The organism is Photobacterium damselae (assembly GCF_003026815.1).
Classification (GTDB): domain Bacteria; phylum Pseudomonadota; class Gammaproteobacteria; order Enterobacterales; family Vibrionaceae; genus Photobacterium; species Photobacterium damselae.
This window is the reverse complement of record NZ_PYOG01000011.1, coordinates 1-20123: the sequence shown is the minus strand read 5'-3', so window position 1 is coordinate 20123 and position 20123 is coordinate 1. Positions and strand designations below refer to the sequence as shown.

Here is a 20123-nt window from a genome sequence, read left to right as displayed (position 1 = left end):
TTATCATGAATACCTGTGAAGTATTGCCTGATATTGATTTTGCAAACAGCTGTGAACGCTCCATTGTTCGCTATCGAAAAGGACAAGATGAGCATCGAGAATGGGATTTTATTATAGAAGAAATGCCTGTTGCCGTTGCTTTTAATGGGGTGGCCTACACGGTCATGATGTGTACTCCTAATGACTTAGAGTATTTTGCTATTGGTTTTGCTCTATCTGAAGGGATTATTGATCACCATCGCGATATCCATGACATTGAAATCACCAAGCTGGAAAATGGTATCGATCTTAATGTGATTGTTGCCAATCGTTGCTTATTACGTTTAAAACAAAAACGCCGCTCTCTTGCCGGATTAACTGGGTGTGGAATTTGTGGAGAAGAGAAGCTTGATACCGTTTGTCGAGCATTGCTTCCTGTTACTTCCCACGCTGAATTTGATCTCTGCCATTTGGAACCGGCGTTAGCCCAACTATTGGCTAAGCAGCAACTAAATCAGTTAACAGGATCTGCTCATGCTGCGGTGTATTTAACACCTGAGGGTTGCATTGAAGCAATTTTTGAAGATGTGGGTCGTCATATCGCTCTGGATAAATTAGTTGGCTTTATTAGCCAACGTCAATTATCGGGTGGGGCAGTATTAGTTACTAGCCGTGCCAGTTTTGAAATGGTACAGAAAGTGGCATCAGCAGGTGTTGAGATCTTATTTGCGATCTCATCAGCAACCAAGATGGCAGTCGATTTAGCAGAGCGTTTAAATGTGACTCTAGTTGGGCATTGTCGTCATGGTCGTGCTGATGCTTATAGTCATAGTGAGCGAATCGTTGGCATGTTATAGGTGGTGATGACAAATGCACGAACTTTCTTTAAGTATCAATACGGTTGATGCCGTTGTGGCTCATGCTAAAGCCCAAGGATTTCAGAAGGTAACGCTGGTTGAGTTAGATATTGGCGCTTTGTCATGTATTGAGCCTCAGGCGTTAGCAACTGGATTTGAATTTGCTTGTCGAGAGACAATAGCTGAAGGGGCTAGGCTTAAAATTAATCATATTAAAGCCACTGCTTGGTGCTCCCACTGCAAAAAAAATATTGAGTTACAACAGCGAGATATGTGTTGCCCTTTGTGTGGTGGTTATCAATTAGCGATAGAAACTGGCGAAGAATTAAAAATTAAACAAATTGAGGTTGCGTAAATGTGCAGTGTTTGTGGCTGTGGAGATAGCCAAGTAGAAGGTCATACCCATCACCATCATCATGAGGATAAAACCTCAACACCAACCGTAATTGTTCATCACCATTATTACAATCAAGGGGATGTTCACTTACATATTTATGGTTCAAACGGTGATGTTAAATCATCTAATCCTGGACAGGGTCATCATCACAGTCATACTCATGACCACCATGACCACCATGACCACCATGACCACCATGACCACCATGACCACCATGACCACCATGACCACCATGACCACCATGACCACCATGACCACCATGACCACCATGACCACCATGACCACCATGACCACTATCCAGAACAACTTGAATCGGGTGATCTTCATTATGGTAAGGGTGAGGCACAAGTCCATGTCTCTGGTGTATCCCAGCGTCAACTATTGACTTTAGAGCAAGATATTCTGGGTAATAACAATCACCTTGCGGCTTATAATCGTCAACATTTTTCTGAACACCAACAGTGTGTATTAAATCTGGTTTCAAGCCCAGGTTCAGGTAAAACGACACTCTTAACAGAAACGTTAACTCTACTTTCGAAACAGTGGCCTTGTGCGGTCATTGAAGGCGATCAACAAACAACCAATGATGCAGATCGTATTCGTGCGACTGGGGTTGCTGCTATTCAGGTGAATACGGGCAAAGGGTGTCATCTTGATGCACAAATGGTACATGATGCTTATCATCAATTAGCCAGTAATGAACGTGGTTTTATCTTTATTGAAAACGTAGGTAATTTAGTCTGTCCTGCAAGTTTTGATTTGGGTGAAGATTGTAAAGTAGCCATTTTGTCTGTGACCGAAGGAGAAGATAAACCGCTTAAATATCCTAATATGTTTGCTGCGGCGAAGGTGATGGTCTTAAACAAAGTGGATCTACTGCCTTACCTTGATTTTGATATTGACACCTGTATTGCTAATGCTCGTCGAGTAAATCCTCAGATTCAGATCATCAAATTATCAGCAAAAACAGGTGAGGGTATGGCGGCTTGGCTTACATGGCTCAATGAGCAATTAGTACAAAAATAATATTATGGAGATAAATACATAGCCGTGACGAATAATTACATTAAAGCACATTAATGTGACTTACCTTTTTGCTTCCGTCATTTACACTGTGTTCAGTTAATAAAACAGTGTGTTTATTTTTTTATTTGTGATTCTGTCATAAAAATAAGTAAGAGATGATGAAGAGTATGAAAGGTCTATTGATTGTTGCTGGTGTACTAAGTTCTTTGGTGTGTGGTAGTGCTATGGCTAAAGCAGGTCCGTACATCGGCGTTAATATTGGTAGCGGTGGTATGGATACTCCAGATCTTGAGGTTAACCAAACCAGTTCTTATGAATTAAGAGGTTTAGCTGGTGGTATTGATGCTGGTTACCTTTGGCAGACACAGCAAGTGGAGTACGGTGTAGAACTTGGTTTCGACACTTATGCTAAAAATAAGTACCGAATTGGTGACTTTTTTCGCATGGATTATAAGGGCTACAATTTAGATCTTTTAGGTGTAGCGAAATATAATTTTTCTTCTCAATGGAATGTTTTTGGTAAGGCTGGCCTTGCATATGTGAACCAGAAGCTAACAGTTGATGGTCTTGGTCTGATTGGCAAAAATAAGAACGAAATTAAACCTAAGGTTGCTTTAGGATTTGGTTATGACTTCACGCCAGAACTGGGTATGAATGCTGAATATAGCCATGTATTTGCTGGGGATGCTAACAGCCTAAAATCAGATGGAACTAAAGTAGCTTCTGTAGATATGCTAACACTGGGTGTGCAATACCGATTTTAATTTATCTTTTTTACCCAAAAAAGCTTTTCTTGACCCGCTAAATTAGCGGGTCTTTTTATTTTTATCAGGCCATGTTACCTATATTGTTTAGAGTATTACTCTAACTCAAAATGTTCATCACATGTTGTTTGGCTGGGCTGATTACCTGAGTCATAAGCACAATGATCGGTTTCAAGAATTTGATACTCTTGACGGTATTGAGTTATGAGTTCGAAAAATTCTTCCTTAGTTACCTTACGTTCTCGATAGTAGCTGGCATAGGTTGGTGTGTTCATGAAAAAACCTTGAGCTGTTCTCACCCGAGTATCATTTGGTGGGAGGCTTGTCAGTTGATTTTGCATTAAACTGCCATCAGACATTCTAACTTGGTATAACACAGTATCATCACCAATAAGTGTCGTATGAGTATCCATCGTCATACCGAAGGCAATATATGGTCCAGTTAGGTTCCCGTCACAGTCACTAGCACTTTGATCTGCACTAAATATCTTTTCATTACCATTTATACCACAGACACCATTGCCAATAACTTGATTATCTGAGTCACATTCATCAACATTTTTAGGTGGATATAAGAAGACATTTCGTTGTTTGATACTATTGCCAATAACCTCTAAGTGTATAAATCCCATGTAATGATCATATTGATATGGCCAACTGTTTGATACTTGAGGGTTTCCATCTGCACCTAAGAGTGTATATTCACCAACCCACCATCCATCTTCTCTTTGCCATTGCTCAAAGTCGAGTAAATTAATATTCTCTAGGTCGCATTCAGGTTCTATAAATAACTCAGGTTCTGTATTACTTGATGGTGGAAATTCTGCCGATGGGGTTTCTTCTGTTGGTGTATTTTGTTCCGGAGCATTGGATGTCGTAAATAAGTTATCGTTATCGTCATTACAACCCATTAGAAGTAATGAACAAAAGCCTATGCTCATTAAGCGCCAGTTCATTATGTTTCCTCATATCTGATTGATTTCATCTCCTGTAATTTTAATGGCGTAATGATTAGGTATGTTGCTTAAAGTTGAGACTCAAGAAGAACAACTGATCGGCAGATGCTTTCCCCAGTATGGAGGCTGCTGAGCTAGATGTTCAAACTGTGGATGTTCAGAAAAAGGGTCGCGTAAAACATGAAGTAGAGCTTCAATTTTCTCATAGTGGCCTCTTTCTGCATGTTCTATTGCTTGTTGAGCAAGGTAGTTGCGTAGAATAAATTTAGGGTTAGCCTGTTTCATCTGTTCCAGACGCTTAAGATCGGTTTGCTGAGTCAGTTCTTGCTTTATTCGCTTTTTATAGGTGGTTAACCAAGGGGCTAATGCCATCGGATCATCCACTATGTCTTCAAATTTTGGCATAGCTTCGGCTAACGCCTCATAAGGAATGGAGGATAGCGTTCTAAAAAATAGCGTATAATCAGCCTCTTGTTCAGCTAGTATAGTGAAAAGTCGGTTACCTAATTCACTATCACTATCATCATTTAATGTAAGCCCTAACTTACTTTTTATCCGCTGTGAATACCGTTGTTGTAAATGGACTTGGTAGTGTTCAAGTGCTGATTCAATATGGTTTTTATCGACAAAAGCAGAGAAAGCATAGCCTAATGCCGTTAGGTTCCACAATCCAATGCCTGGCTGTTGATTAAAGGCGTATCGGCCTGAGTAATCTGAGTGATTACAGATAAAGTTAGGCATGTAATCGTCTAAAAATGCATAGGGGCCGTAATCAAAGGTTAACCCAAGAATAGACATGTTATCAGTATTCATTACACCGTGAGCGAACCCTACAGCTTGCCATGCTGCAATCATTTCTGCTGTCGTTTCACAGATTCGATCAAATAACGCTTGATAGGGGTTTTCTTGCTGTTTTAGATCTAGGTAGTGGTGATCAATAACGTAATCCATTAATCGCTTTAGGGCTGGATACTGGCGAGTAAAAAAGAGATATTCAAAGTGACCGAAGCGAATATGGCTTTCTGCAACTCGAATTAAAGTTGCTCCATATTCTTGCTGCTCTCGATAGACGGGAGTTTCACTGCCTATAATCGCAAGCGCATGAGTAGTTGGAATGCCTAAGCCAGACATAGCAGCACTGGCTAGATATTCTCGAATACTAGAACGAAGAACCGCTCGACCATCACCCATACGAGAATAGGGTGTTTTACCTGATCCTTTTAAGTGAAGATCCCATTTTTGCCCTCGATCTGTGACGACCTCTCCTAATAGTAGTCCTCTGCCATCACCTAAATCGGGATTGTATTGACCAAATTGATGTCCCGTATATTTCATCGCAATGGGGTTAAATTGCGCCAATTGTTGATTACCACTGAATATGCGAACAAACGAGGGTGTATATAGCTCTTCAGGATTAAGATCAAGTAAAGCCGCGACCTCAGGGTTGGCGCTGACTAAGAAAGCATTATCAAGGCCTATTGGCGTAACAGCTTGGCCAAATACATCAGGGAGTTGACGGTAGGTATTATTAAATACTAATTGATCTAAGCGCTTCATAGTTATCTCGTTTGGTCTGTACTCATCTTTAAGATGGCTTAAGATCGCTAAGAAAACAACCCAGAGAGAGTGAGGGTATTTAAGTTCGTTTACAAAAAAATCACAGTAAAATAGAGAGTTAGTGATTACAATTGGAAATGCTTATAACATTAATAGATGAGAATAATTACGTGATTTCAAACGGTCATAAAAGTAGTCTGATTGCGGTTTTAGGATGTTCGCTATTACTTAGTACAAGTGCATCTGCAGAGCCATTTACATCACAACAGCAAAAGGCTTTGGTTAATATCATAAAACAACAAGAAAAAGCATTAAATGGCACTATTGGCATGGCTGTTCTTGATACGGATTCAGGATCTGTTTGGAACTATAATGGTGAGATGCGTTTTCCAATGATGAGCACATTTAAAAGCTTAGCATGCGCAAAGTTATTGGCAGACTCAGATAAAGATAAGTCAGTACTTACTTATCCAGTGGTAATTAAAAAATCGGAGCTTGTAACGTATTCTCCCGTGACTGAAAAATGGGTTGGAAAGCGTTTTACACCTAAACAAGCGTGTGATGCGACCATGACCTTTAGCGATAATACTGCCGCAAACATCGTACTCCATGCCGTGGGTGGCCCGGAGCAGTTAACTGAGTTTTTACGCAGTCGAGTTGGGGATAGCACTACGCGGTTAGATAGAACAGAGCCGACCTTAAATGAAGCAAAACTCAATGATCCTCGTGATACGACAACGCCAATTGCCATCGCTGAAACCTTGAATAAGCTGATGCTAAGTGAGCATATTTTAACGAAACCATCTCAGCAGCAGTTAATTACCTGGATGGAAGGGAATCAGGTTGCTGCACCGTTATTACGTTCCGTTTTACCTAAGGGATGGAAGATTGCGGATCGCTCGGGTGCCGGTGGTTTTGGATCCCGAGGTATAACCGCAGTCGTTTGGCCAACGGAGCATGAGCCAATGGTTGTGAGTATTTATATTCAACAAAGTTCGGCATCAATGGATGAGAGAAATAAAGCAATTGCCACAATAGGTAAGCAAGTGTTTACTTACTTTTAACGAGAACCTGTAATTAAAAGTAGTTAGTCAATCTATTAAAATCTAGCGGTATACCCAAGTGACTTCACATTCTTCAATCACTTGGGTCCTTCTTAATTTATATCTATAGAGATGCAACTGTATTTTGAGTTAATATTCTTTCAATGTATACTTGATTACATATCGGAATAATTAAACTTAAACCTCTATGAAATTACTGTCTCGTATCAAACCTGTTGAGATACGAGGAGATCTGCGTTTATCTATCAAACTTACCGCAGCGGTTATGACTCTGCTGGCGATCTCTTCTCTACTGCTTGGGCGCTATGCCATTTCGTTTCATGATCTTGTTGCTGCTTTGCAAACCGCGCTTGGACATCCAGATCTGGAATCCAACCATTATGAAGTGATAAAAGCAGTTGTGTTTCATGCTCGATTACCTAGAGTCATCACTGCATTAATTGTTGGTGCAGGCTTAGCCATCGCTGGTAGTGCTTTCCAAGCCGTTTTTCGAAATCCACTCGTCTCCCCTGGATTATTAGGTGTTCTCAATGGGTGTGCATTTGGGGCTGCGCTAGGATTGGTGTTACAGGCGGGACTCTATGGCGTGCCATTGTTAGCTTGTTTATTTGGTTGTTTAGCCGTTGCGATCGGAGTCTTGATTGCTAAACGTATTGGGGGCGATTCTATTCTTCTTTTGATTTTAGGTGGCATTATCAGCAATGCGTTGTTTGCAGGCCTATTGTCATTAGTAAAATATATGGCAGATCCTGAAAATCAGCTCCCGGGTATTATCTATTGGTTACTAGGCAGTTTAAGCTCCGTATCTTTACCTTTGCTTGAAGTGACATTGCCTATTATGGTTATTGCAATGGCTCTGCTGCTGGTTTTAGGCCGAGTATTAGATGCTATGTCGCTGGGAGATGATGAAGCATTGAGTCTTGGGATCCCCGTATCAACAATGCGTTATGGTGTTATCTTTTTGGCAACGATTATTTCTGCTATTACTGTCTGTATTGCTGGTGTCGTTGGCTGGGTTGGCCTGCTGATCCCTCATCTTACTCGTTTGATCTGGGGGGCCAGTCATCGCTTTGTTCTACCTTTAAGCGCGTTGCTTGGCGCTATCTTTTTATTAATTGCTGATGATTTAGCGAGAATGTTGACAAGCAGTGAGATCCCTCTTGGTGTTGTCACTGAATTACTGGGTGCGGTGATATTCTTTTTTTTACTCACTCGAACGTGGCAAGCGAGATAAGACAATGTTATTTAACTGCCAACACCTCTCTTATTCTATTGATGAACGTCATATTTTACGTAATGTTTCCTTGCAACTAAGTGCTGGAGAATCGGTAGCATTATTAGGGACAAATGGCGCAGGGAAAAGTACCTTACTTAAATTGATGCTTGGAATACTCACGCCTCAATCAGGGAAAATTGAACTGCATAATAAGCCTCTTAATCAATGGCGTCGAAGAGATATCGCCAAACATATCGCTTACGTACCGCAGCAACATTCTCCTCACTTTCCCTATACTGTAGAGCAAGTTATTGAACAAGGTTGTTTGCCTCAAGCTGGATTATTTCGCGTTATAACCACAGAGCAAAAGCAATTAATAGAGCAAGCAATGATACAGATGGATGTAATGTCATTACGCGCTCGTAATTATACCCAACTATCTGGTGGTGAGCGGCAACGAACGTTACTGGCTCGTGCTCTGGTCCAACAAACACCTATTATTCTACTTGATGAGCCAACAAACGGTTTGGACTATGGCAGTCAACTTCGTTTATTAATGTTGTTAAAGGAGATTGCTCATTCAGGGCGAACCATTTTAACCATTACTCATAATCCAGAGCATGCCTTAATGTTTTCTGACCGGGCTATTGCTCTTCATCAGGGAGAAATTATTGCTGATGGCCGTCCACATCAGGTTATAGATACGCAGCTTATTCATCAACTATATGGTTTATCCGTCAATCAGCTAGATTTCACTGAGGGGCGTTTTTTTACTCCTTTTTATAGCCAAAATAATAATACTAAGGATTTTTTATGAAGCTAAAGGCGACAGTCGCATTGGTTTGCTCATTGATTTCAGTATCTGCAATGGCAACCTCAACAACACGAACGGTTATTGATGATACGGGAGCAAAAGTTGTGTTGCCAAATCATCCAATTGAACGCGTTGCAGATGCTTGGTATTCACACACAACAGAGCTTATGGCATTGGGTGAAGGTGATAAAATTGTTGCAACGATTAATCATCCTGAAAGTCGTCCTTGGATGTTTAAAATTCAACCATCACTTAATCATGCTCTTTTGGGCCAAGGGAAGATCTTTAATATTGAATCGCTACTTAATCGTGATGTTCAACTTGCTTTTGTGATGACTGGAAACCCTCAACGTATCGCAATGGAAAGTGTTAATATTCCAGTGGTTCAAGTGCATTTCACTACATTAGACGGTTTGCAGAAAACTATGTTGCTTACCGCCAAAGCAATGGGCAGTGAAAAAGCAATGGTAAGAGCGAAAGAATACAATCAATATTTGCAGCATCAACTTAAACGCATTAAGAAAAAAACAGAAAAATTAACCGAGCAACAGCGGCCAAAAGTTTTGCATATTTCATCTTTAAATCCGTTAAAAGTCGATGGGCAGGGAACCTTAATTTCTGATTGGATTTCTATTGCTGGTGGTCGTAACGTGGCTGAGGTAAAAGGGACTATGCAACCTGTATCTGCGGAGCAAATCCTAGCTTGGCAACCCGATATTGTGATTTTGCAAGGCGATGCGGGAGACATTAAACAGAGTTCTGAAGCATCTTTGCTTGAACAATTAAAAGCGGTTAAAGACGGTCATGTTTTACGAAATCCTTTGGGTGTCTTTACTTGGGATCGCTATGGTCCTGAAAGTGCGTTACAAATTCAGTGGGCGGCGAAAGCATTTCATCCTGAATTATTTAAACATGACAATTTAGCAAAAATCACTCAAGAGTTTTATCAGCACTTCTTTGATTATTCATTAACACCAGAGCAAGCATCTCGAATCTTACAGGCATTACCACCACGTTCTTAATGCTGGATATCGATGAGTATGCTTATCAATGATTAAAATAGAGTTGTTGCTTAATTGTTTGAAAAGGCATCATTTTACTTTTACCTCTAGTATTTGGTAAGAAAGAAGCATACTCTTTTGCGTATATCTCTTTTATAGGAATATTTCACAATGACTAACTTCCAATATTACTTCCACAAACTACCTTGTTATAACTGTAAGAAAACCAAAGTAGATACAGATCTAGGTTGGTTAACTGCTGGTATGAAAGATGAGATCCTAGAGCAAGTTAAGGTTCTTATGAATGAAGGTAATATCGAGCCTGATTTCTCTGTAAAAGTAACATGTACTGAAGATGAAGCTCGTGATTACTTGCTGCTTAATTACTACGGTTACTCTGATGATGAATTAAAACACGGTCATATTGAGTCGGAAGATGCTGAAGAAGTTGCTGATGAAGTTTCTGAGCATATGACTGCTGAAGGCGTGGCTGTATTTGACCATGAGATTGCACTTCAAAGCTGCATAGATTGTGGTGTACTAGACGATTAAGACTTCTAATTAGGTACAATTCAATGCTGTGGTCTCTTGCTGAGCATATCTCAGAGAAAGCATTGCAGGAGGGGGCTCTGTTCCCCCTTACTGATAATGATACTTTGGTTGAGCAAGATGGTATTACGTATGTCGGTAATATCATCACAGGTAATATGAAGAAAAAATATTCACCTGACGTTGCTAATCACGATCCATTTTTGCCGCCTTATAATCCTGAAACCTATTTAGGAAGTATGGGCCGCGAACATGTTTGCCTACTTAATAAATTTCCAATTATTGTTCCTCACCTACTTGTTTGCGCTAAACAGTATGTACCTCAAACTTCACCGCTAACAGAAAGTGATTTTTCCGCTTGGATTAAGGCTTTTACTCGAGATGATGTATTAGGATTTTTTAATTCAGGACATATAGCAGGTTCGAGTCAAATGCATCGGCATATGCAGTTAGTTCGAACTCATATTCCATTAGAATCTCGAATTGTGAATAAGCAATTACCATTTAAGCATGCTTTATTTCAGTTTGATAAACTTGATCCGGACTTTTTGTATCAATGCTATCAAAGCGCAATGGTTGAGTTAGATCTATACGTATTAAGTCATTCAAACGAGTATCAAGAGTGTAATCCTTATAATATCTTGTTGACTCAACATTGGATGCTTGTAATCCCTCGTAGTAAAAATCAGGTAGAAGACATTTCAGGGCATGGTATTAATTTTAGTGGGCGATTTTTAGTTGGATCAGATGAACAATTATCCTGGCTCAGAGAGTATGGTTTTATTCATTTTCTAACCGAATGCTGTCAAAAGACCTCAGTGAGCAATGATTGATATATTGGTTATTAAGCTGTGAACGGTTATACACTGCCACCAGATGTGATGGCAGTGTTGCTTTTTTGGATCTTGAATCACGTATAGAGTTCTGACTACTACATTTTGAAATCATTTTGGTATATCAATCTTCATACAAAAATATTTCGTTTTGTGCATCTACGTAATTAGCTGGATCACTTGGATTATTCGTTGTCGTGCACCCTGCAAGAATAAGTGCGGTTAAAATAAAAAGGAATTTTTTCATTAGCTATCTCCAATTTTCATGATGAACTTCTTATTAAAGTGTTAATGAATAATAGGCGAGTGCCAAATTTATTTTTAATATTTATCCTATCTTAAAATTTCGTTTTAATTAGATGGCTTTCAAATACTTTCTTTTGTATATATTTGAAAATCAACATTTTTTTGCATTTGTTCTTTTTTGAATGTTTTTTTTGTTAAATAAAAAATATTTTGAATTTATATTTTTATGTTTCTTTTGATATTCAATTTTTCGAATTAAAAAATAGAAAGATGCCCAAGTAATAATAAATTAAATTAGGCAGCCTATTATTTTAAGTGCGGTTGTAAATGTTTAGCCATAAATTTAGCTATGATAGGTTGAGCATTTGCGGTGGGATGTAATCTATCTTTCATCATTAAGTTATCTTGTTCAATGATCTCGACTAAGAAGAATGGCAGCAGAGGGATCTGATGTTTTTGACTCAGATCCGGATAGATCTGGCGGAACATTTGGTTGTAGCGTTTGCCGTAGTTAGGTGGGATCTCTATCTGCATTAGAAGTGGTTTTGCATCATGTTGCTGAATTTTTTCAATCATCTGAGACAAATTCGTCTTTAAAATTGAAGGGGCAAACCCTCTTAAACCATCATTGGCTCCGAGTTCGATTAACACCCAGTTAGGTTGATACTGCTGTAGAAGGGCGGGTAATCGAGTTAGACCATTTCCACTTGTATCTCCTGAAATACTGGCATTAATTACTGTGGTTGGTTGTTGCTGTTGTTCTAATATAGAAGGAAGAAGCGCGGGCCAACTTTGTTCGGGTTTCATTTGATAGCCAGCACTTAAACTATCACCTAAAACAAGCAGTGTCTGGCTATAGCTTAGGGTTGAGCTTACTAATAAAAAGAGTAGAGAAAGGATTCGTATCATGTCTGTATCTTCCGTGATAAAAGCGCATGCAATAACAAAAAGAGTAATAACGACGTCATCGTCTATGACCATTTTGCAGGATATTTCGCTTGAGGTCGAGCAAGGTGAGTCAATTGCATTGGTGGGAGTGTCAGGGGCTGGTAAGTCAACATTGATGACACTGCTTGCCGGATTGGATCTCCCATCAAGTGGTACTGTTGAGCTATTAGGGCACAATTTAACTGAATTAAACGATGAACAGCGTGCTGCTTTACGCAGTAAGAGTGTAGGGTTTGTTTTCCAAAGCTTTCTATTATTGCCGACATTGACAGCATTTGAGAATGTGACGTTGCCTTGCTTAATTCAAGATATCCCCGTAGATATTGAGCGCGCAAAACAGTTATTAGCGCAAGTTGGGCTAGATAAGAGAAGTGATCACTTACCCTCTCAACTCTCTGGTGGCGAACAGCAGCGAGTTGCTCTGGCCCGTGCCTTTATGAGTCAGCCGAAAATTTTATTTGCAGATGAACCAACAGGTAACCTGGACCAGCATACGGCAGCTAAGGTTATTGAATTATTGTTTGAGTTAAATCGTAGCAGTGGAACAACGTTAATATTAGTGACTCATGATAATCAATTAGCCCATCGCTGCGATAGAGTGCTTACACTTGATAACGGGAAGCTGAAGGAGACGTTATGAATAAATCCATGGTCTCTTCAAGTAACATTTTTTTTCTTTTGCGATGGAGCTTGCGAGAGATTCGTCAAGGGCAGCTTTGGCTCGTAACTTTAGCGCTTAGCTTAATTATTGCTTGTGTGTTTGCGTTGTCGGCTTTAGTTGCTCGGATTGAAGGAATTATTACAGAGCAAGGTCGTTCAGCTCTGACGGCGGATCTTGTTTTAGTGTCAGCAAATCCAATTGATGATTCGATAATTAAACTTGCTCATAATTATCAGTTAATCACGGCGCAACAGACTCGCTTTGGTACGATGGCATTTAGTGATTCCGCCATGCAACTAGTCAGTGTTAAAGCGGTTAGTGATAACTTTCCATTGAAAGGGAATTTAATACTTGGAGCGTCATCAGATACAACCCAATACCATCATGTAGTGCCCCATCAATTGTGGTTATCGGAACGCTTATTCTCTTTACTCGATGTAAACGTGGGGGATTCATTAGATATTGGTGATACGACATTAACGATCTCTGGACGTATTGTTGAAGATCCTGAATTATCCTTTAATCCGTTTAGTCAAATGCCTTCAGTATTAATAAGTCACAGTGATATTGAGGCTACAGGCGCGATCCAACCTGGTGGTAGAATCAGTTATCGTTGGTACTTTTCAGGAACTCAAGCAAACTTGGATCAGTTTAGATCGCAAGTCTCTTTAACAGCAAGCCAACGATGGCAAACAGAAAGAGAAGCGGGGAGAAGTGGTGATTTTATAACGCGCGCTGAGCAGTATTTATCGCTGACTTTGGTGCTGGTGATCTTAATGGCTGCGGCAACCTTAGTTCTCACTTGCCAATATTACTGTTCAAGTCGAAAAGCTTCGGTGGCCATGATGAAAAGCCTTGGTGCTCAAAAAGCTTTTTTATGGCGTTGGCTTCTGATCCAGATCGCTTTGTTATTTGTTTTTGCTGCATGTATTGGTTTATCCGTGGGGATTGCATTGGAATGGCTATTGCGTTATCCACTGCAATCGTTACTGCCCCATTCTATCCCTACAATCGGGTGGCAACCTGCCATATTAAGTTTAGTCGTTGCTTTTTGTATCTCTCTTCCTGCGCTGGGAATTCCTTTAATCCGATTGGTTAATATAAAAGCGTGTGCGGCGATAGACGGCAATGAAACTCAAATGATTCAATCTCATCGATTCACATTCTCTTGGTTATTACTTTTAGTACCTGTTATCACGGCTGTTGCTTGGATTAATACCAATATATTTGTTTGGTTAACCCTACTTGGACTGCTCTTACTATTGGGGTTACTTGCGTTATTTGGAATGGCTGCTCTACATATGATGGGAAGAGTCCGACTGAATTCTTCTTATCAATTGGCCGTAAGACGCATCAATCGCAGCAAAGTAAAGGCGGCAACTCAATTAGCAGCATTGACGAGTTCTCTGATGTTAGTTGCTGTTATTGCACTATTGCGTCAAGAATTACTGAGTGATTGGCAGCAGACGTTGCCAGAAAATGCTCCTAATGTTTTTGCTGTTAATATTGCACCATCTCAGCAGCAACAATATTTACAAGATCTAGATCAATTGGGTTTAGAACGCTCATCTGGCTATCCTGTGGTGAGAGGACGGTTAACAGCGATTAATGATCGTTTTTTTGGAAAAGAAGAGCCCGATAAGGACAATGCTGCACAATCGCCTGCTAACGATGATGAAGCACTAAATCGTGAACTCAATTTTACTTGGACCCAAGTATTGCCAACTCATAATCAGCTAGTACAAGGTGAATGGGGTAATCGAGTAGATGGCGTCTCTGTTGAATCAGGAATTGCGAAACGTTTAGGAATCCAGTTAGGTGATCATCTTACGTTCAGTGTTGGCAGTTTTCCTTTTACTGCGGTTGTGACCAGTATTCGAGATGTTGAGTGGCGCAATATGAAGCCAAATTTTTACTTTATTTTTTCTCCTGAACTTTTAGCCAGTTATCCTGCTGCTTGGCTTGTCAGTTTTCGTATCGAATCAGATCAAAATCAGCAACTTAACCAGCTTGCGGAACAGTATCCAACGGTGAGTTTGCTGGATTTACGGTTGATGGCAAATAGAATTCAAGGTTTACTCTCTCAAGTGAGTTGGTCTTTGTCTGTACTTGCCGGGTTAGGTGTGGTGAGCGGTTTAATGCTAATTATGACACTGCTGCGTTTAAGTCTTTCTGAGCGTCAACTAGAGGTTCAGTTGTATCGAACTTTGGGTGCAAGCCGAAAGCGAATATCAGATACGCTTTGGTATGAGTTTGGCACAATAGCTTTATTGGGTGGAGTGATAGCTGCGGGTTGTAGTGAGTTTGTTGTTGGTATTCTTTTAATTTATGGTTTTGAATTACCATTTTACCCTCATATTAGTATTTGGTTTATCTTACCTCTTTTTGCTCTGCTGCTTGTTTATTGCGTTACTCGAAGCCAAATAAACCAACTGCTAAAACCATTAAAATAGCTACTGTTTCTGTCCTGTGTAACGCTAAATTAAGAATCCCCAGATATGCTGGGGATTCTCTTAATACTTTCGTTTGTCACTTAATATCTTAGTGAGTGGTTCATCACTTATCATCTTATTATTCTTTTTATAGAAGGTAGATTCTCGACTATTAGCTTCTGCCACACTGAAAACCTTTTCTATTTCATAGGGCGTGCCTTCAATAACGTGATTTAGAAAAGTTGCAATACCTCGTTCAAAGCCAATGGTTTTAGTCGTAAGAATGGGATCGGAAAAGTGAAATTTGACTAAGGGTTTATGGTCGTTGCTGGTGATCTTTTCTTTATGGATAGTATTAAAGCCAAACTTTTGTGCCTGTAGAGGGATCCCTCCAGGAAGTAACTCTGCGGGTAAGGTTAATGCTGCTTTTATTAAAGTCATTCTATCCTCCTTGATAAGAACCTTTATATCTAACTTGGAATGAGCTTGCTATTGCACGATAGTGTTTTCTTTGAATCTGAATCAGTGGTAGCGTTCTAAATCCTGCATTTAGAAATCATTTGGCTTTACATTTAAGAATGGCATAGAAAATAGACTAAGTTCAAATTGTTTTATTTAACCCCAAGTAACCTATAGTCACTTGGGGTATCTTAAATAACTACAATTTCCAAAGCACTTGAATGCCTGCACTAAAGTTAATTATCTGTGCTTCAGGAAGTGTCGCATCCATTGCTTGTTTCTTCCCATTACTCTCGATAATAACTCCCGTAAATTTAGGACCATCTTCTTGGCGATATTCGTAGCTTAATGCAGTAAATAACCCTAAATGAATTCCTTTCATCAGTCGGTAGCTGATCCCGCCTGATAAAGATGAACGATAACCAAAGGTATTAAAAGTGACACCATTTAATTCTGTTGCCGTATTTTCTGTCTGGCTATAAAGAGGAATACCCGCTTTAGCCTGGACATAATAATGCCAATTGTTGTATAGGTTACCACTATCATATGCAATACCTACATTAGCATAAATATCTGTTGTTTTTTCTTCCCAGACTCCAGTGAAAATACTTTCAGTACTAGAATCACGTCCGTAGCGTTTATATGTTTGGTAACTTAGAGTCGGACCAGCCACAATACGCCATTGAGGAGTAAGCTTGTATTGTAACAAAACATCTGTCATGGCTTTAATATATTCAAATTGATTTTTTTGGCCATTGTTCCAGTGCTCATTACTATGATTTGGTGAAAATGTTCCCAATGCATCAATAGAGAAATCCCATTTATTATTAATGGAATAGAGTCCACCTGTATTGATTGTTGGGCTTGTAACACTTACTGATGAGTTAGATTTTGAATAAAACTCTTTATAACTAGTATTCTCCATACCAAGAGAAAAGTAGGAATAACCCTCGTTTTCTTGATTTTCTGCGTGAACAATACTTGGAATACAAGATGCAATTAATAATAGACTAAGTTTTTTTTTCATTGGTTATTTTTATATGATATTAGTAGTTAATCTTTGTTGATGTACTTTCAGCTGATATAAATCGAATATGTTTAGCTAACAACATGTTATCTTTTAACCTAAAATTTATTTCTTTAGCAGATATATTGTTATGTTCAATAGAGCCTGAAGTTTGTTCTAAAAATAAGCTCCCATTAAAGTAATAAGCTTGCTTGAAGTTGATAACAACATTTCTAGTACTAAAAACACCATCTGTAAAAAAATTATGTACTTTAGCTACATTTCGATCAAAATACTGAGTAAATATATTTTTTGAATTACTATATATTTCAGTTTTATGTTCTGCCTTGAGTTGATAGTAAAAAATAGGTTTTGAATTATATTTTATGTAGTAATCAGTCTTAATGTTTTCTAGGTATATTGAAGCACCATTAAGTGCAAATGCACGAAATGGTGCTAATAATGCAAAAACCAAGAGATATCGTAGACTTTGCATATCTATTTGTGATTATTTCTCACAGAATACCCAGTTGTTATTACTATCTTTTTCTCTACAAGATAGAATAATATTCGTATTTGTATAATCACTACTAAATAGATGCTTAGCCGGTTGTCCACTTACAAATAGCATCTTATTTGAAGATAGGTCTTCATATCCGTACCAAAAATTGGTATCACCTTTCTCATAACACATAGGTTGATTCATGTATTTTGAAAGATTTTTATCAATGGTACAGTTATACTTATTTTCTGTTATCGTAATATCGTTACGAGTAATTGGGTTTTGATAGAACTCTTGTAAATTAATTGTCAGTTCACCATCAACCTTACCATTTTGATCTAGTACTGTATAAGTAAACGGATTTTTTTGGCCATCAGACGATTGTAAATGATGATTTAGACTATCTATCATGGCCTTAAGGTTCTGTTTATCTGCACCAGTAAGATTACTAAATTCTTTATCATCAAGATTAATCTGTGTTGCTGCAATGCTTGCTGCTTGTTTTAATGCCGATAACGCAGTCCTTAAGTACTCAGGGCCGCTGTTACGCAGTGTCATAAAACTCTGATCGGCAATTAAAGAAACTGGATCTTCTTCTGCAGTAGCAAATTCACTATTAACAGTAGTCTTTTTTTCTCCGACTACAGTGAAATAGTCTTGAGCAATAGTTAGTGGTATCGTTACACGTTCTCTTTGTGGAATGAAGTATTTATCTGATCCAAGATCATAGGCTGCTGCTGTACTTAAACTATTCGCAATAGATAGTGCGATTACTCGTAAAGATTGTGCTCGCTGATAGTTTAGTTGAATTTTACCTTCTGTATCATAAGAAGCTACACGGTTAATGTTAGTGAAGCTTTGACCTAAGGTGTTACTTGCAGTCATTAAATTTTGAGCTAGTGAATATAATATTTTAGCTTCTGAGTCTGTTGAACCTTTTTCTAATTCATTTGGAACTAATAGTGGTCCATTTGCTTTAAGCAGAGAATCAAGAACTTGCGGTAATAGATCTTCTGTTTCGTTGGCTAGGTTCGTGTTTTCATAGTTAAATGAAATTCTTTCTTTTACTTCTGGCTCATTAACTATTTTTGCGATAGTTAGTACTGCTTTTAATACTTCAATATCAGCATTGTCTGAGGCACCAGAATCTAAAATATCTTGGTACTGTTGTACTTTATCGACGAAATTAATTTGTTGCATCTCTTCAGGAGTAGAAGTTGATAGTTTATTAATATCAGTCACTATTTCCTGAACTTGTGGGCTATGGTATCCCGCAAGTGCACCTGATGTGGTTAGGCTTTGGTGCAAATGAGCTAACGCTTGTTGCTCAGTTACAATTGTTTTTGGGTTTTTAACTAATGTCTGAAGCTGCTTTTGAAGTTCACTTGCTGACATTGTTAATAAGTTATGATCTTTTGTCGAAAGTGGTGCTTTAATGTTAGCATTTTCAAGGTTAATGCCGTTTTCAGAATTTCCATCATTATCTAAACTCTGCAAAAGAACGGCAATATTCTCATATCTTACGTTCTGTTGTTTCGTCATCGATATTGGATCTATGATAACAATACCATTTTGGTTTATTTGTGATTTTTTTATAATAGCTGAACCAATGTTCAAATCATTAATAAAGAAATTACATTGAGCATTATTTACTGTTGTAAATTCACCATTATTATTTGTCTTACCATCCTCTGTTTGATCACATTGATAGTTTAATCCAGTAACAGCGGAGTCAATATAGCGCACAGTAATAATTGCGCCACCAGCATCTGTTGGTGTCTCTTGTTTTTCATCATTGCCGCCACCACCACAGCCAGCTAAAGACAGAGAGCTAATAATAGCTAAGCTAATGAGTTTTTTATTGAAAATCATCACATATTCCATTTATAAATAATTTTCCTCTTATTGTATTCTTATTGTGAATTTCTATGTAGCGGAAAATTACCTTTGAGTGATTGGTTGCTTATACTTGACGCTATTAGGCTAGTTGCTATTCGCTTCGATGCTTATTTGGTGTGAATTATAATTTCTACAAGAGAGATTTTATACATCAATTACTTACAGCTGACCGTTTTTTGTCTATAAAGTAAGGTTGTTAATGAAAGCGATTAGTCAGCTGATAACACTTTAAAGTCTATTGAGAGGAATTATTTGAATACTAATTGCCTTAAAATCTAATGAACAAAAATAAAGTTCTAAAAAAATGTCCAAAAATGAAAAGATTTTTAATGAGTGTTTTTGCTTAAATAATGCATAACTATATCCGCAAAAAAAGGCTTTTGTATGACAAAATACAGTGTTGTAAATGGTTTTTTTGTGATGGATAGCGCATAAGTCGCTAAATAACTGAGGTTTTTTTACAGTTTTTCGTTCCTTAAACCTAGTTTTAGATAAATTTAACGTTGATTATGCAAAAAAGAATATTAATTTCTAAATTGTCATTTGTGTCTGAAACTGCAAAAACTCATTCCATTTTTAGTGTTTTTATTTATCAAATCTAGCGTAATAATAGCGTCATCTTCTGAGGCAAGCTAAGAAGTTATATTTTCTTACTTTCTAACATGAATCTAAAAGCTTATTTATATAATAGTAATTTGTTATATAGCGAAATTATTAAGAGTGTGACGCCTTAACAATCCTTTCAATAAGCATAACAATATTTAAGTTAAATCCAATTTAAATACCTTTTCACATCTATTTAATTTGGGTTTATCGAAGCGCGAAAAAACCAGGTATATATTTATGAGCAATATAAATGTAATGCGCGCTCTTATCGTAGAGCACCAAAATATTGAAGCGAACAGCTACGCAGACCGTACTACTCAGTCTCTAGCTCAAGAATTAAAAGATCGCTCA

19 protein-coding genes are annotated in these 20123 nt (G+C 38.3%); 12 read left to right on the top strand and 7 right to left on the bottom strand.

Annotation, left to right across the window (positions count from 1 at the left end):
- Positions 1-5 precede the first annotated feature (5 nt).
- The 4 genes from fdhD to CTN07_RS11625 all read left to right on the top strand — a co-directional run bounded on the left by fdhD (position 6) and on the right by CTN07_RS11625 (position 3023).
- Positions 6-836 (top strand): formate dehydrogenase accessory sulfurtransferase FdhD, encoded by an 831-nt coding sequence (gene fdhD, locus CTN07_RS11640; protein WP_005303936.1) that lies wholly within the window; start codon positions 6-8, stop codon positions 834-836.
- A 13-nt stretch (positions 837-849) separates the two neighbouring features.
- Positions 850-1191 carry a hydrogenase maturation nickel metallochaperone HypA gene (gene hypA, locus CTN07_RS11635; protein WP_036765358.1) on the top strand — a complete coding sequence of 114 codons (342 nt, stop codon included), beginning with the start codon at positions 850-852 and terminating at the stop codon, positions 1189-1191.
- The gene (hypB, locus tag CTN07_RS11630) at positions 1192-2259 is read left to right on the top strand and encodes a hydrogenase nickel incorporation protein HypB (protein WP_107183711.1); all 1068 of its coding nucleotides are present in this window, start codon (positions 1192-1194) and stop codon (positions 2257-2259) included.
- A 155-nt stretch (positions 2260-2414) separates the two neighbouring features.
- Positions 2415-3023, top strand: coding sequence for an outer membrane protein (locus CTN07_RS11625; RefSeq protein WP_198137223.1), 609 nt, complete (start codon positions 2415-2417; stop codon positions 3021-3023).
- Between the two features lie 95 nt (positions 3024-3118).
- Here CTN07_RS11625 and CTN07_RS11620 read toward each other — a convergent pair whose 3' ends face one another.
- Positions 3119-3979 carry a hypothetical protein gene (locus CTN07_RS11620; protein ID WP_005303942.1) on the bottom strand — a complete coding sequence of 287 codons (861 nt, stop codon included), beginning with the start codon at positions 3977-3979 and terminating at the stop codon, positions 3119-3121.
- An 81-nt stretch (positions 3980-4060) separates the two neighbouring features.
- Entirely contained in the window at positions 4061-5536 is a 1476-nt protein-coding gene (locus CTN07_RS11615) for a protein adenylyltransferase SelO (protein ID WP_005303944.1), read from the bottom strand.
- Positions 5537-5733: 197 nt separating this feature from the next.
- On the opposite strand from CTN07_RS11615, the gene bla reads away from it, so the two are divergent.
- The 6 genes from bla (at position 5734) to CTN07_RS11585 (ending at position 11013) form a co-directional block, all read left to right on the top strand.
- Positions 5734-6600, top strand: coding sequence for a class A beta-lactamase (gene bla / locus CTN07_RS11610; RefSeq protein ID WP_107183716.1), 867 nt, complete (start codon positions 5734-5736; stop codon positions 6598-6600).
- Positions 6601-6787: 187 nt separating this feature from the next.
- Positions 6788-7834: a FecCD family ABC transporter permease gene (locus CTN07_RS11605; RefSeq protein ID WP_005303950.1), complete on the top strand. Its 1047-nt coding sequence runs from the start codon at positions 6788-6790 to the stop codon at positions 7832-7834.
- A 4-nt stretch (positions 7835-7838) separates the two neighbouring features.
- Positions 7839-8633, top strand: coding sequence for an ABC transporter ATP-binding protein (locus tag CTN07_RS11600; RefSeq protein ID WP_005303953.1), 795 nt, complete (start codon positions 7839-7841; stop codon positions 8631-8633).
- Complete coding sequence (locus tag CTN07_RS11595) at positions 8630-9652, top strand: ABC transporter substrate-binding protein (protein WP_005303955.1); 1023 nt, start codon at positions 8630-8632, stop codon at positions 9650-9652. Before CTN07_RS11600 ends, CTN07_RS11595 begins: the two co-directional genes overlap by 4 nt.
- A 150-nt stretch (positions 9653-9802) precedes the next feature.
- Complete coding sequence (locus CTN07_RS11590; protein ID WP_005303958.1) at positions 9803-10183, top strand: hypothetical protein; 381 nt, start codon at positions 9803-9805, stop codon at positions 10181-10183.
- Between the two features lie 23 nt (positions 10184-10206).
- The gene (locus CTN07_RS11585) at positions 10207-11013 is read left to right on the top strand and encodes an ATP adenylyltransferase family protein (RefSeq protein WP_005303960.1); all 807 of its coding nucleotides are present in this window, start codon (positions 10207-10209) and stop codon (positions 11011-11013) included.
- 552 nt (positions 11014-11565) lie between these two features.
- On the opposite strand, the gene CTN07_RS11580 is transcribed toward CTN07_RS11585, so the two are convergent.
- Positions 11566-12168: an arylesterase gene (locus CTN07_RS11580; RefSeq protein ID WP_005303964.1), complete on the bottom strand. Its 603-nt coding sequence runs from the start codon at positions 12166-12168 to the stop codon at positions 11566-11568.
- Between CTN07_RS11580 and CTN07_RS11575 the strand changes: the two genes are divergently transcribed.
- Together CTN07_RS11575 and CTN07_RS11570 are read left to right on the top strand one after the other, a co-directional pair.
- The gene (locus CTN07_RS11575; RefSeq protein WP_005303967.1) at positions 12167-12847 is read left to right on the top strand and encodes an ABC transporter ATP-binding protein; all 681 of its coding nucleotides are present in this window, start codon (positions 12167-12169) and stop codon (positions 12845-12847) included. The two genes, CTN07_RS11580 and CTN07_RS11575, sit on opposite strands and share 2 nt — an antisense overlap.
- The gene (locus CTN07_RS11570) at positions 12844-15321 is read left to right on the top strand and encodes an ABC transporter permease (RefSeq protein ID WP_005303970.1); all 2478 of its coding nucleotides are present in this window, start codon (positions 12844-12846) and stop codon (positions 15319-15321) included. The genes CTN07_RS11575 and CTN07_RS11570 overlap by 4 nt, the downstream gene beginning before the upstream one ends.
- Positions 15322-15381: 60 nt before the next feature.
- Here the strand turns inward: CTN07_RS11570 and CTN07_RS11565 are convergent, their stop codons facing one another.
- The 4 genes from CTN07_RS11565 to CTN07_RS11550 all read right to left on the bottom strand — a co-directional run bounded on the left by CTN07_RS11565 (position 15382) and on the right by CTN07_RS11550 (position 19139).
- Positions 15382-15741 (bottom strand): hypothetical protein, encoded by a 360-nt coding sequence (locus tag CTN07_RS11565; protein ID WP_036765363.1) that lies wholly within the window; start codon positions 15739-15741, stop codon positions 15382-15384.
- A 217-nt stretch (positions 15742-15958) separates the two neighbouring features.
- Positions 15959-16786 carry a hypothetical protein gene (locus CTN07_RS11560; RefSeq protein WP_005303973.1) on the bottom strand — a complete coding sequence of 276 codons (828 nt, stop codon included), beginning with the start codon at positions 16784-16786 and terminating at the stop codon, positions 15959-15961.
- A 19-nt stretch (positions 16787-16805) separates the two neighbouring features.
- A complete protein-coding gene (locus CTN07_RS11555; protein ID WP_146154886.1) occupies positions 16806-17240 on the bottom strand; it encodes a hypothetical protein in 435 nt (144 codons plus the stop codon).
- Positions 17241-17273: 33 nt separating this feature from the next.
- On the bottom strand, positions 17274-19139 hold the full coding sequence (locus CTN07_RS11550; protein ID WP_005303976.1) for a hypothetical protein: 1866 nt from the start codon (positions 19137-19139) through the stop codon (positions 17274-17276).
- Positions 19140-20123 lie beyond the last annotated feature (984 nt).